This is a genomic window from Blautia sp. MCC283 (genome assembly GCF_018785565.1).
Taxonomy (GTDB): Bacteria; Bacillota; Clostridia; order Lachnospirales; family Lachnospiraceae; genus Blautia_A.
The window spans coordinates 51,301-66,160 of the sequence record NZ_WQQB01000017.1 but is presented as its reverse complement, the minus strand read 5'-3'; the positions used below and the strand labels follow the sequence as shown (position 1 = coordinate 66,160).

Here is a 14,860-nt window from a genome sequence, read left to right as displayed (position 1 = left end):
TACACGTTAATGCACACATAGGAAAGCGGGAAAGGTATGAAAAGATTGAAGAAAGATAAGATCAAAAAAATCCTGGCATTTATGGTGGCTTTGGCGTTGATGGTATCTTGTGTGCCAAGTGCGTACACGATCTCCGCAAGTGAGACATTTGGAGATGGAACGGAGGATTTTACAGATGGTGAATCTGTCTCCGGATCAGCGGCCGAAGAAGCGACACCGGATGTAAGCAGCGCAGACCAGGGAGAACAGGCGCAGCAACAATCTACGCTTACATATGAAAACGATTCTGTGAAAGTAACAGCAGAAGCGCAGGAAGAGGGAGCTCTTCCACAGAATACAACATTAAGAGCTGAAAGTGTGAATGAGAATTCTTCCGTTTCTTATGATACGGTATCTCAGAAACTTGCGAAAGCAGCAGAAGATAAGGGCAGCAGCCTGAAGGGTTTTGTTGCGTATGATGTGTATTTTGCAGATGCTGACGGAAACAGAGTTGAGCCGAATGGCAGAGTTAATGTTACGATTGAGTACAAGACACCGGCAGCACCGGAACTTACCGATGCAGCCAGCACCAGCGTAACGGCAGAGAAGCTTCATTATAACAGCAACACAGGTGAAACAGAGGTTACTACCTTACAGCCAAATGAAGAATTAAAGGTTCTGAATGTGAATGAGAGCAAACAGCTTCAGACTCTTCAGGTGCAGACTTCCAATGCAGCAGTTTTTGCAGTGATGTGGGATGCTCCGGAAGTGCAGGATGCTGAGGATGAGATTTCTGTTGAGGCTGAGGAGCCTGCAGCGGATGGAGATTTCACAGATGGTGATGGAACTTCTGATCCGGAAGTAACACCGACCGAGACTCCGGCAGCAGATCCTACTGTTACGGAAGCACCGGCAGATGACCTTACAGATCCGGATGACGGAAATACAGATGCGACGATCACACCGGAACCGGCAGCACAGCCGGTGATCGTGGAAGTGATTGGAGAAGATGTTAATCTTCGGGTAAGCCCATCCACAGAAGCAGATGTAGCAACAACCATACCGGCAGGAACAAGACTTACCGTTCTGGAAACGGTTACCGCAGAAGATGGAACAACCTGGTACAAGGTTTCCTATGAAGATGTGGAAGGCTACATAAGAAGTGACATGGCGCAGGTGGTTGATGACAGTGAGCAGGAGCCTGCGGAGGACATTCAGGAAGAGGAGCCTCAGCCTGAGATTACCAGATACGATTACAAGAGTGACGAAGTGAATGTTAAAGTCACACTTACGGATCCGGCAGATCTTCCGGATAATGCAGAGCTTTCCGTAACACCGGTAGAACTTACACAGGAAGCGGAAGCCCAGATCACAGAAAAAGCCATCAAAGAACAGAAAGCCATTGAAAAGCTTTATTCGTACGATATCAAATTCCTGGTAGATGGAGAAGAAGTTCAGCCAGGTAATACGGTGAAGGTAGCGGTAACACTCAACAATGAGAAAAAGATCAACGACGCAGACGTATACCATGTAGACGATGAGAACAATATTGAAAACATGGATGGAAACGTTGATAAGAATGGAAATGTTGAGTTTGAGACTACACATTTTTCTACTTATGTAATCGTAGATAACAAGCGTAATGGTAAGATTAATGTTACAATAGAGCATTATGACGGAACGACGAATCCGGCAAGCAAGATTTATGCGGATGATGTCCGGGAACTTACGATTGGTCAGAAGGTAGATTGTAAGAAAGCGGAGAACTGGGATATTTCAAAGGTAGAAGTAGTTACTGTTAACGGAACATCTACAGTTCAGCCGGGTGAGTTTAATGTGGCACAGGATGCTACTGTTAAAGTATATTATACACCTGTAACTGTAAATTTCGCCGGTGCGCCGACATTTTATGATTATACGGTAAAAGCCGGATCGGACTATTCCATCAACCAACAAAGTAATTACGGTAAGAACAAAGACAGCAAGAATAAGCTGACCATGGGTGAGGCAAAACAAAACTACCAGAATTACGGATATAATTGGACGAAAGACGGTCTTAGCGTTAACACATGGACAGGAAGTGACGCTGTCATTAAAGGACTGCTGAAAGGTCTGGATGCAGACGGAAATGTTGAATTTAATTATCCGGATCCGGGCTTTTTCACAAATTCCGATCTATTGGCCGGAAATTCAACGGATAATTATTTGAGAAAAGTCTACAGGGATTATACGCTGAATTTTGACAGAAGCGGAGATACTTATACATTAACCGGCGTAACAGACGGAAATGGTAAAAATGTAACGGAACAGTATAATTTAGATAAAAATGGTAAATCCGGAGCGGATTTCTTCCCGTTGGATTCTGTTCGATCAAGTTATGAAAAAGCTTATACCAGAAAGGTAGATAGTCAACTTACAGAGGATAATAAAATCCACAATTACTATTTTGGTATGCGCTATGATATTAAATTCAAACTTGGTGATTATATAGGACCATTAAGTTATAGTTTTACCGGTGATGATGATATGTGGGTCGTTCTGGATGGAAAACAAGTAGTTATTGATCTTGGCGGAATCCATAACGCAGCTACTTCTACTGTAGATCTGTGGAAGTATTTGTTAAATACAAATCAGGACAAAACCCAGCTGACAGATGAACAGAAAAAGGCAGAGCATACCTTAACGATCCTTTATATGGAGCGAGGTGCAGGTGCTTCCAACTGTTATATGAACTTCACCATTCCAAATGCCAGAATTTCACAGGTCACAACAGACGCGCTTGGAACACTGACATTTAACAAGGTGAATAAAGACGGTACCGGACTGAGCGGAGCAAGTTTTGCTCTTTATACAGATGAGGATTGTACTACACAGCTTGAAACAGTGACATCCGGAAAAGACGGAACCGTAACATTTGACAGGCTTCGTGCAGGTATCTATTACCTGAAGGAACTCCAGGCACCGGCTGGTTATGTGAAATCTGATGCGGTATGGACGGTCGAAGTAACAAAGACGAGCGATACACTGGTTACTACAACACTCAAAGACAGTTCAGGTAATGAGGTAACAGACAACGAGATCGTGAATGAGACACCGGAAGAAATCATTAAATCCAGTATGGAGTATAGTAAGACCGCAAAAGTTGATAGCTGGAATGACAGAACCTACGATATTAATATCAAGGCAGCATCGACCAGTACCAGTTCCGTGACGACTACAACAAAAGCGGTTGCGGATATTATGCTGGTATTGGATGTGTCCGGTTCGATGGATAAAAAAATAAACAATTATACTTATATTGCTGATAATACGCCGGAAGGAAGAGAGAAGCTTGATAAAAAGACTACTTATTATGTAGAAAAAGATGGTTCTTATAAAGAAATGAAGTATAGTAAGCGGTATAGTGAGTGGTATATTGGCAGGTATGAAGCTTCGAATTACTACACTGATTATAAAATTTATACAAGAGAAACTAAAACAAGACTTCAGGCATTACAGGATTCCGTAGACCAGTTTATAACAGATACTGCATCGAAGTCACCGGAAAGCAAGATTGGAATTACAGCATTCAGCAGCGATTACGACCAAGATCATAGCAGTAATGGTGCAACGCAGGGGTTGCTTCCAGCAGGAAAGAATACAGGAGAGGAGAAGAATAAGGATATATTAATATCATTTGCAAATAACTTAAAGGCTTATGGTGGTACAACACCAGCGATTGGACTAAACAAGGCCAAAGAGTTATTAGATGCAGTAGCTAATGATGGGAATCCGAAATATGTGATTCTGTTTACAGATGGAGCTCCAACAGGAAACAGAACGGATGATGAGTGGGATTCTGATGCGAAGACAAATGCAGAGACAGCAGCCAATGCATTGAAAGAGGCTAGATACACGGTCTATACTATTGGTTATGGATTCGATGATAACAGCAATGAAGCAAAATTCCTAGCAGGTGATGGAAGCACGAATTATCCGGGAATAGCTTCTCCAAATTGTGCATTTACTGCGAATGACGCAACAAAACTGGGCGAGATTTTCAGAGACATTCAGAATACGATCACACAGGACATTGCAATTACCGGAGCAACAGTTACGGATATAATTGATTCGAGGTTTGATCTTCTGAAAGATGATGGAACGTTATATACACAGGATGACTTGAATAATGGTGTTAAAGTAAATGGTGGTACGGTATCTCTGGTCGATGGATGTTATAAGATCGAGTGGACAGATCAGACGATACCAAACAAGAAGAAAAATGGCGAATGGAATAAAACAGTCAAAGTAAAAGCCAAAGACAGCTTCGTTGGTGGAACCAATGTTACAACCAACGTATCACCGGGCTCCAAGATTTCTACAGGATATGGCGATGTTGAGTTGCCACAGCCGACAATTAATGTTAAAGTGAATTTAGTAGTCAAGGACAAAGAAGTTTGGATCTACAAAGGTGATACAGTACCAACAAATGATACAATTTTGAATCAGCTGTTTAGCGAATCAGAGACATCGTATTTAAAGGGTACAATAGGTGCTGCAGATGCGAACGGACATATTATTAAGCAATGGTTCAAGAAAGATGAGAAGGGAAACAGAATCAATATCCAGGAAGAGGATATGGCAACCACACCTGATGGTGATACAGAGTATTATCTGGAGGTAACATATAAGCCGAATACGACATCAACCGATGATAGTAAGAAGAATACCACCACAAGTGATGGAATGCAGCATTTCGTAGGAGATGAGAAAGCTTACAATCCGAATAACAGAAATCTTTATGGCACTTATAAAATTCATGTTATTAAGGGCCAGCTTCAGATCATAAAGAATGTAACAGAAGCATCTAGTGAAAACAGAACCTTTGCATTTAATGTAAAAGATAAGGATGGTAATGATGTTTCCAATAGTCCGGTAATTGTGACAGTTAAGGCTGGTGAAACAAGCGGAAATGTTACATTGGCAGACCTTTCAAGAGGAAGCTATACTGTAACAGAAGCAAATACGCCGGGTTATACAATTAGTGCATTCGAGGTTGGTACGGAAACAGATTGTGAAAATTCTAAATCCGATGTTTCAAATGAAAGTAAATCACTTACTTTTGTACTTGGTAATGACGTAAACAAAAAGAATGTTATTACAGGAGAGTACACGTATACAGCTGGTGGTGTAAAGGGGGTTGCTTCCTACACGAACGAGGCACGAACCAATCTGGATCTGCAGAAAACAGATACGGAAGGTCATTTCTTAACTGGTTCTAAATTCAGATTAGAACGGAAAGAGGGTGACAGCTGGATACAGATTGAGAATGAAGTAGAAGTAAAGAATGATTCTTCAGAGATTGAACTCAATAATCTGGAGTCAGGTATTTATAAACTGACAGAGATTACTTCTCCAAAAGGATATTCGATATTAGGCAGCAGTATTTACTTCAAAGTTGAATTAGGAAATGTAACACTTGTTAACGAAGAAAATGGTAATCCGGCACAGGATGGTGAGATGTGGACATTGGAAAATAAAGTTTTAACAATTAAAAATGCGAAACTTTATTCCTTACCAAGTGCCGGTGGCCCCGGAATCTATGGATTTACAATCAGTGGTGTAGCGATTCTTGCAACTGCACTCCTGTTGTTTATAAATAATAAACGAAGGGAGGAAGAAGCAAAGAAGGCGTAACAATCATTAATTGTAAATATGGCAATACGAGGGGAAATGAAAAAGAAAAAAAGCAGAGAAAGAAAGGAGCTTAATTTATGAAGAATTTATTTAAGAAAGTCAGCGCATTATTAATGGCAGCGATCATGGTTCTGTCTATGTGCGCAACAGTATTTGCAGCTGATGCATCAGCTACACCGGCAGCAACAGGAAGTATTACAGTAAATGGTTTAACTGAGAATGATAAAACAGTTTTAAAACTGTACAAAGTAGTTGGATTTAGTGAGGAGCAGAGTAATTGGACTATCGAAGAGTGGGCCAAAGATCATGCGTCAGTTGTTGATAATGTAGCTACAATTGATTGGGAAACATTAGCTACAATAGTTCCTGATAGTGCATTAGTAGAAGAAGTTACTGTTGATACAGCATCATATACTTTCAAGAACCTTGAAATTGGTGCATATATGATCATTGCAGCTGGAAAAACAACAACATACAATGTTATGGGTGAGGGTACTTACGGATATGATGGAGTCAATCATTTAATTATTCCGGCTAACAAAGAAATTAATGCAAAAGCATCTAATTATAAGATTACAAAAACATTAAATGATGAAAATCAGTCATTTGTAAAAAATGGTGAGGAAGTAAAATTCAATATTGATACTACATTCCCAAGTTATGAGAAGGGAACAGAAAACAAAACATTTACGATTACAGATAAATCAACAGGAATGAAAATTACAGGTATAAAAGTACTGGTAAATGGAACAGAAGTAACTCTTAATGAAGCGTATACATTGGATAAAGAGTTACCAACAAGTGATGCTTTAACTGTAAAATTTACTGATGAATATATTGGAGATAAAAATATTCATGCTGGACAGAGTGTAAGAGTAGAAGTAACAGCTACTATTACAAATGATGAAAAATACACTAATGAGGCATCCACTAATAATTCTAGTGACAAACCTAAAGTAGAAGGTTGGTCTGGATCAATCACAATTAACAAAACAGATCTTGATGGTAATGCACTGAAGGGTGCAATCTTCCAGATTAAAGATAAGGATGACAACGTTCTTAAGTTCGTAAAAGAAAGTGATGGCGTTTATACACTGCTTACAGATGATATGACAGAAGCGCAGAAAACAGCTGCTACAACAGACGTAGAGGCAACAGATGGAAGCGTTAAAGTAAAAGGTCTTGGTGCAGGAACATACACAATCGTAGAGACTAAAGCACCTCAGGGATATCAGATTAATCCAAATATTCCTACTGTAACACTTACAAAAGATTCAGCAGAAACTCGTAATGTAACATTACCAGTAAAAGATACCAAACTTGGTGAGCTTCCATCCACAGGTGGAATGGGAACATATCTCTTCACTATCATCGGTGTTGTAGTTATGGCTGGTGCTGCTGGCGCATTCTTCATGAGCCGCAGAAAAGGATCTGAGGAGTAATCCAGACAGATCATTTGGTCAGATTTTTCTAAATATTTATAAACAACAGAACCAAAGTAATAATTAAGTAAATCAGTTACCGCCCGGCCTCTTCGGAGGCCGGGAGTGGTAATACAACAGTATGGAGAAACCTATGAGTAAGAATAAGAAGAAAAATTATATTGGACTTGGGTTGCTGTTTCTGATAGGATTGTCCATACTGCTGTATCCGATGATCAGTGATGCCTGGAATAAGCACAGGGACAATTTACTGATCAGCAAATATAGCAGCAGTGTTTCTTCGGAGGATAATTCGGAGAAGATCGACAGCATGTGGAAGGCAGCAGAGGAATATAACGAACAGATCAAACAGGAAAGTGTACCGGATGCTTTTTCCGTAAGGGATGGGGAAACGGACAGTACATATGAGTCCCTTCTGAATCTGAACGGTGATGGAATGATGGGATATGTGGAGATCCCGGTGATCGATGTACAGATTCCAATCTATCATTACACCACAGATGAGTCACTGGAGAAAGGTGCAGGACATCTGTTTGGCAGCAGTCTTCCGGTTGGTGGTGAGAGTACACATGCAATCCTTTCCGCACACAGAGGACTTCCAAGTGCCAAGCTTTTTACAGATCTGAACCTTGTGGAAAAGGGAGATGTTTTTTACCTGCATATTCTGGGGAAGACACTTGCCTATGAAGTGGATCAGATCCAGACGGTTCTTCCGGAGGAGACCGATTCGCTGGCAATCACAGAAGGTAAGGATTATGTGACACTTGTTACCTGTACACCGTATGCAGTAAACACACACAGGATTCTGGTCAGAGGGCACAGAACGACTGTTAAGGCTGCAAAGACGGTTCAGAAGTCAGAGAAGAAGGCGACTGGAATTTCCAATCCGACACTTCCGATGCTGATACTTTGTGTTGTGATCGGTATTGTGATCGCAGCTGTGCTCGTAGCAGCTGTCAATTTTGTTCAGAACAAAAAACGACGCAGGAAATAATGATGTATGGCTAAAAAGAAAAAGAAGAAAAAGGGCAGTATTGTCCTTAATATCTTTATCGCAGCGGCTTTTCTGGTGGGAGCGGGAATTTTTCTTTATCCGACGGTCAGTGATATGTGGAATCAGTACAGAAATGCACAGCTGATCAGTACTTACGATCAGGCGGTTACAGATCTTTCTGATGACAACTATGAAAAGCTCTGGAAAGAAGCAGAAGAATATAATGCGGAACATCCCGTGAACAGTATTGTAGATGCGTTTAATGAAGAGGAAGATTACGAACCGACGCATCCTTACGATGAAGTTCTTGATCCGAATGGCGATGGCCTGATGGGAAGTATTGAGATCCCGAAGATTCAGGCAAAGCTGGCGATTTATCATGGATTAAGCAAAAATGTACTGGAAAAAGGTGTTGGTCATGTAGAGGGAACCAGTCTTCCGATTGGAGGCGAAAGTACTCATGCGGTACTGGCAGCTCATCGTGGACTTCCCAATGCGAAGCTTTTTACAGATCTGGATCAGATGGAAGTGGGAGATATTTTTATCCTGCATATCCTGGGAAAGAATCTGGCATATAAAGTAGATCAGATAAAAACGGTTCTTCCGGAAGAAACAAGTGAACTGGATATCGTAGAGGGAAAAGATCTTGTAACACTTGTGACCTGTACCCCATATGGAGTAAATACACACAGACTTCTTGTGCGGGGAACCCGTACGGAATATGTGGAAGAAGAGAAGAGTAATGATACAATTCCGCAGAAACTTGCACAGACAGATCCAAAGAAAGTGCTGGCTGCGGGAGGTGCAGTGCTTGTTATCTTGATACTGCTGGTTTATCTGATCGTCCGCCGCAGTGGAAAGCGACGGGGATCGGGAGGAAAAGAGGAGGCAGAAAAAAGTGGAAAAGAGAACTAAGCGGAAAAATTTTTTAAACAGCTTTCTGGCATTTCTGGTAATGGCTGTAATGCTGATCGGCAGTATTTCACAGGTAGTTCTGGCAGATGATTATGAAGCCGGTAAAACCGGTACGATCACTCTGACGGTGCAGGAAGCTGGAGATGACGGAACAGTAAAGCCGATTCCAAATGTGAAGCTGACACTTTATAAAGTTGGTGGTGTGACTTTTGACGGAAACGTACATTTTGTGGCGGATGGCGCACTTCAGTTTACAGGAATCGATTTCGAGAATATCAAAACAGCAGAAGACTGGTACAAAGCGGCGGAGTCTCTTTCCGCGGCAGTAAAAAAAGCAGGGATCAGCGGAAGCGAAATGCAGTCAGATGCGAATGGAAACATTGTGTACAATAACATGGCTGAGGGTGTATATCTGATCGTGCAGAGCAATCCGGATGACCCGAATGTATCTGTTTCACCGATGGTACTGACGGTTCCTTTTGTAGAGGAAGGTACTGGCTGGACTTATAATGTGCAGGCATATCCGAAGACGATAACCCGTGATGGTGATAAGGAAACAAAGATCCAGGTTACAAAACGACTGTACTATATTAATCAGGATACTTTCGATGTTATCGAAATGGAAGCAGATGATGCAACCTATAAAGTTGGTCTTTTCCTGGATGATAAGGGAACAATCCCGTTCAGAAGTGACTACATGAAAGATATCCGCCTTGTAAAAGCAAGCAGCGGAACGGCTACCTGGGCAAATGTACCAGATGGAAAATATTATGTATTTGAGCTGGACGAGAATGGCGATCCGATGACTATTAATGATTCAATCATTATAGATGAAGGAAAGTCCTATTACTATGATGTAACTGATTCCAATGAAAATGCGACCAATGAGGCAGAGATCAGCCAGAATGGTTCTACAGAATCGGTATCATATGTAAATAACTATTATTCTTTCATTCCGACTGGATTTGCGTTGAAAGGACATATTAAGATCAATAAGAAGGTTCTTGTTGACGGACAGGAGACAACGGTACCGGATACTTTCTATGCAGCTGTATTTGAGACAGGAGCAGATGACTCTCTGAATCTTGTTGAGGGTACGATCAGAGAACTGAATCAGAACGGTTCTGTCGATATAGAGATTTCTTTCCCGGAGAATACAGAACCTGAGTCAGTTACCTATACAGTTATGGAGACTGATAAGGATGGAAATCCGGTTGATCATGATTCTTTCGCATATGAGATCGACGGTGAAGGTGATATCATTCTGAACGAAAGTGAGAGTTATGAAAACTCCATGGATATCACTAACAGTAAGAATACAACACCGGAGCCGACGGTAACGAATACACCGGTACCGAGCGGACAGCCAACAGTAACACCTTCTGAGAGAACAAGTACACCAGTACCTGGAGGTTCTACATCAACCAATAATGATGGAGGCGGAACAACAGGACGTACTTCTGTAAAGACCGGCGATAATACACCGATCGGTGTATGGGTTGGCATCCTTGCAGCAGCGATCGTAGTTGGCGGTGCAGCAGGTTTTGCAGTAAAAAGAAAAAAGAAAAAATAATAAAATGAATCATTGTAAAGAATGATCATCAGAAAGGCCAGACAGAGATGTCTGGTCTTTCGCTGGATATGGAGAACCGTTTTACGAATATTTTTACTGTAACGGCGGATGAGAGATAAACAACAGGGAATGGGAATATTGTCTTTTTTTTATCAAAAGAGAGTTTTACATAAAAAATTTCTTGACATTTGGTAAGGAGAAGTATATTGTATGTGTTGCAGTAATTTCATAAAAGATAGCCTTTTATTCAGAGTGGTGGAGATACAAAGGATCTGAGAAGCCACGGCAACCCCGGAATATTCTGGAAGGTGCCAACCTGAGCGAGCAATCGAACAATAAGAGGATTGTTTACAGAACTTAAACAGTCCGGATTGTACGGGCTGTTTTTTATGTCTATGACCGTTGTTTTATTACAAAAGGAGAAGAACATGGAGAAAATTTTATTTACATCTGAATCTGTAACTGAAGGACATCCTGACAAGGTTTGCGACTCTATTTCCGATGCCATCCTTGACGCTATGATGGAGCAGGACCCAATGAGCCGTGTTGCATGCGAGACTGCTACTACTACAGGTCTTGTACTTGTTATGGGTGAGATCACAACCAAGGCTAACGTTGATATCCAGAAGATCGTTCGTGATACGATCCGTGAGATTGGATATGACAATGCTGATTATGGTTTTGACGCAGATACCTGCGCAGTTATCACAGCTCTTGACAAACAGTCCACAGATATCGCTATGGGTGTTGACAAGGCGCTTGAGCAGAAAGAGGATAACATGAACGAGGATGAGTTGGATTCCATCGGTGCCGGTGACCAGGGCCTTCAGTTTGGTTATGCTTCCAACGAGACTGAGGAGTATATGCCTTATGCCATCAACATGGCACATAAGCTTGCACAGCAGCTGACAAAAGTTCGTAAAGACGGTACTCTGAAATACTTAAGACCAGATGGAAAAACTCAGGTTACAGTTGAGTATGATGAGGCTGGCAAACCGAAGAGAATCGATGCGGTTGTATGCTCTACACAGCATGATCCGGATGTTACTCAGGAGCAGATCCATGAGGACATTAAGAAATATGTTTTTGATGCGATCATCCCGGCTGATATGGTTGACGCGGATACCAAATATTTCATCAACCCGACAGGCCGTTTTGTTATCGGCGGACCTCACGGTGACAGTGGTCTGACAGGACGTAAGATCATCGTTGATACCTACGGTGGAACAGGACGTCACGGCGGCGGTGCTTTCTCCGGTAAGGACTGCACAAAGGTAGACCGTTCTGCAGCTTATGCAGCTCGTTACGTTGCTAAGAATATTGTTGCAGCAGGTCTTGCTGACAAGTGTGAGATCCAGCTTTCCTATGCAATCGGTGTTGCACATCCGACATCTGTCAGTGTGAATACTTTCGGAACTGGTAAGCTTTCTGAGACCAAGCTTGTTGAGATCGTTCGTGAGAATTTTGACCTTCGTCCGGCTGGTATCATCAAGATGCTTGATCTTCGCCGTCCGATCTACAAACAGACTGCTGCTTATGGTCACTTTGGCCGTACAGATGTTGACCTTCCATGGGAGCATCTGGACAAGGTTGAGACTCTGAAGAAATATCTGTAAGAGATAATAATAGTTCCAAAAGAACAAAGATTGAAGCCCCCGGTATTCGCACTACCGGGGGCTTTTTTATAGAAAATTTAGAGATGGGTAATATAGTTTATGTTATAATACGTGTGTAAATGTGGATTGCAAATATCCGCTTGATTAATAAAGGACGGAGATATAGATGAAGTTAAAAACACGTATTATTGTGGGCTTTATCGCAGTGATCCTGCTGCCGCTGCTTCTTTTTTCAGCAAGTCTTTACGGTTTCAGCCGGACTCAGGTGAAACATGTACAGGAGAGCAGCAGTCAGGCTGCTGATTCCAATGAGATGGTCTATGATATTTCTCTGGCGCAGTCTTCCAGCAGTCAGGTGAAGCTGATGGCCAAGGATATGATTCTGACGGCAACGATCATTCTTGTTTTTACAGCGCTGTCTGTAGGTCTCTGGATCTACAGGAGTATTGCGGTTCCGCTGGTGAAGCTTCGTAAGGCAACCCAGAACATCAAAGAGGGTAATCTGGATTTTGTGCTGGAGGTTGAGGGGAAGGATGAATTTTCCCAGCTTTGCCAGGATTTTGAGGAGATGCGTAAACGGCTGAAGGAGTCCACGGAAGAGAAGATCCTGATGGATAAGGAGAACAAGGAACTGATCAGTAATATTTCCCATGACCTGAAGACACCGATCACTGCGGTGAAGGGTTATGTGGAGGGGATTATGGATGGTGTGGCAGATACACCGGAGAAGATGAACCGGTATGTGCGTACTATTTATAATAAGACCAATGAGATGGATCACCTGATCAATGAGCTGACGTTTTATTCCAAGATCGATACCAACCGTATTCCGTATACGTTCAGCAAGCTGAATGTGGAGGATTATTTTTCGGACTGTGCGGAGGAACTTGGACTTGAGATGGAAACCAAGGGAATTGAGCTTGTGTATGCCAATTATGTGGAGAAAGATGTCCAGGTGATCGCAGATGGAGAGCAGATCCGCCGTGTGATCCATAATATTGTGAGCAATGCCATTAAATATATGGAGAAGCCCAAGGGGATCATCCAGCTTCGTGTGAAGGATGTGGGTGATTTTATCCAGGTGGAGATCGAGGATAATGGTAAAGGAATTGCCGCCAAGGATCTGCCGTATATTTTTGACCGTTTTTACCGTACCGATGTTTCCAGAAATTCTTCCAAAGGAGGAAGCGGTATCGGACTTTCCATCGTAAAGAAGATCATGGAGGATCATGGAGGAAAGGTCTGGGCTACAAGCAGGCTGGGAATTGGAACGATCATGTATTTTGTTCTTAGAAAATATCAGGAGGTACCGATTAATGAGTAGAATTTTGATCATAGAGGATGAGGAAGCGATTGCGGATCTTGAGAAGGATTATCTGGAGCTTTCGGGGTTTGAAGTGGAGATCGAGAACCGTGGTGATACAGGTCTTGTACGTGCCATGAAGGAGGATTTTGATCTGATCATTCTGGATCTGATGCTTCCGGAGGTGGACGGTTTCGATATTTGCCGACAGGTCCGTGAGGAGAAAAATACGCCGATCATCATGGTTTCCGCGAAGAAGGATGACATCGATAAGATCCGTGGACTTGGACTTGGTGCAGACGATTATATGACCAAGCCGTTCAGCCCAAGTGAGCTGGTTGCCCGTGTGAAGGCTCATATGGAGCGTTATAACCGTCTGGTTGGTTCCAATGTGCATAAGAATGATGTGATCGAGATCCGTGGCATTAAGATTGATAAGACAGCCAGACGTGTATGGGTCAATGGCGAGGAGACGACATTTACTACCAAGGAGTTTGATCTTCTGACTTTCCTGGCGGAGAATCCAAACAGGGTATTTACGAAGGAAGAGCTTTTCCGGGAAATCTGGGATATGGAGTCTGTGGGTGATATCGCCACGGTTACGGTTCATATCAAGAAGATCCGTGAGAAGATCGAGTTTAATACGGCCAAGCCTCAGTATATTGAGACAATCTGGGGTGTGGGATACCGGTTTAAGGTGTGAGTGTATCGGGAAATCTTCAGATGGAGCTGCTGTATGCGCGTATGAATGCAGAGCGAAATAAAGGTGTACATTTTACCAGGTGTTTTTGAGAGGAGTGGAAATATGCCGCTGTTGAAAGAAAAAGTTTATACGATAGAGGATATTTATGCTCTGCCGGAGGGCGAAAGAGCGGAACTGATCGATGGACAAATTTATTATATGTCGCCACCGAATACGAGACATCAGAGGATCTCGAGCATTTTGTCCAGAAAAATAGGCAACTATATAGATGACAATAAAGGGAAATGTGAAGTATTTGCTGCACCGTTTGCAGTGTATCTGGATGAGAAAACAAATACTTACGTGGAACCGGATGTTTCCGTTATCTGTGATTCTGATAAACTGGATGACAGAGGTTGTAAAGGAGCTCCGGACTGGATCATTGAGATCGTTTCTCCTTCAAGCAGGCGTATGGACTACTACACGAAGCTGTTTAAATACAGGACTGCCGGTGTGAGAGAATACTGGATCGTGGATCCGACGAAGAATCAGATAATGGTATATGATTTTGAGAATGAAGATACGGAACAGTATACATTTCAGGATTCGGTTAAGGTTGGAATTTATGAGGATCTGAGGATTGACTTTACTGAGATGTGATAAAACAGAGGGGAATATCG

General features: G+C 42.2%; 9 protein-coding genes and 1 riboswitch. All 9 genes read left to right on the top strand.

From position 1 onward, the window contains the following. Positions 1-36: 36 nt before the first annotated feature. The 9 genes from GPK81_RS06330 (at position 37) to GPK81_RS06290 (ending at position 14,840) form a co-directional block, all read left to right on the top strand. Positions 37-5,655, top strand: coding sequence for a SpaA isopeptide-forming pilin-related protein (locus GPK81_RS06330; protein ID WP_215706733.1), 5,619 nt, complete (start codon positions 37-39; stop codon positions 5,653-5,655). 77 nt (positions 5,656-5,732) lie between these two features. Further along, positions 5,733-7,097 (top strand): SpaH/EbpB family LPXTG-anchored major pilin, encoded by a 1,365-nt coding sequence (locus GPK81_RS06325; protein ID WP_215706732.1) that lies wholly within the window; start codon positions 5,733-5,735, stop codon positions 7,095-7,097. 133 nt (positions 7,098-7,230) lie between these two features. Beyond that, positions 7,231-8,091, top strand: coding sequence for a class C sortase (locus GPK81_RS06320; protein WP_252196616.1), 861 nt, complete (start codon positions 7,231-7,233; stop codon positions 8,089-8,091). A 6-nt stretch (positions 8,092-8,097) separates the two neighbouring features. After that, positions 8,098-9,006, top strand: a complete 909-nt coding sequence (locus GPK81_RS06315) for a class C sortase (protein ID WP_215706730.1) — start codon at positions 8,098-8,100, stop codon at positions 9,004-9,006. Next, positions 8,990-10,579 (top strand): pilin N-terminal domain-containing protein, encoded by a 1,590-nt coding sequence (locus GPK81_RS06310; protein WP_215706729.1) that lies wholly within the window; start codon positions 8,990-8,992, stop codon positions 10,577-10,579. The genes GPK81_RS06315 and GPK81_RS06310 overlap by 17 nt, the downstream gene beginning before the upstream one ends. Positions 10,580-10,819: 240 nt before the next feature. After that, positions 10,820-10,921: riboswitch (SAM riboswitch) on the top strand. 86 nt (positions 10,922-11,007) lie between these two features. Then, positions 11,008-12,195: a methionine adenosyltransferase gene (gene metK / locus GPK81_RS06305; RefSeq protein ID WP_119248047.1), complete on the top strand. Its 1,188-nt coding sequence runs from the start codon at positions 11,008-11,010 to the stop codon at positions 12,193-12,195. Positions 12,196-12,361: 166 nt separating this feature from the next. Beyond that, the gene (locus tag GPK81_RS06300) at positions 12,362-13,519 is read left to right on the top strand and encodes a sensor histidine kinase (RefSeq protein ID WP_021975786.1); all 1,158 of its coding nucleotides are present in this window, start codon (positions 12,362-12,364) and stop codon (positions 13,517-13,519) included. Beyond that, entirely contained in the window at positions 13,512-14,201 is a 690-nt protein-coding gene (locus tag GPK81_RS06295; RefSeq protein WP_021975785.1) for a response regulator transcription factor, read from the top strand. The genes GPK81_RS06300 and GPK81_RS06295 overlap by 8 nt, the downstream gene beginning before the upstream one ends. A 102-nt stretch (positions 14,202-14,303) precedes the next feature. Continuing rightward, positions 14,304-14,840 (top strand): Uma2 family endonuclease, encoded by a 537-nt coding sequence (locus GPK81_RS06290; RefSeq protein ID WP_118063649.1) that lies wholly within the window; start codon positions 14,304-14,306, stop codon positions 14,838-14,840. Positions 14,841-14,860: the final 20 nt, after the last annotated feature.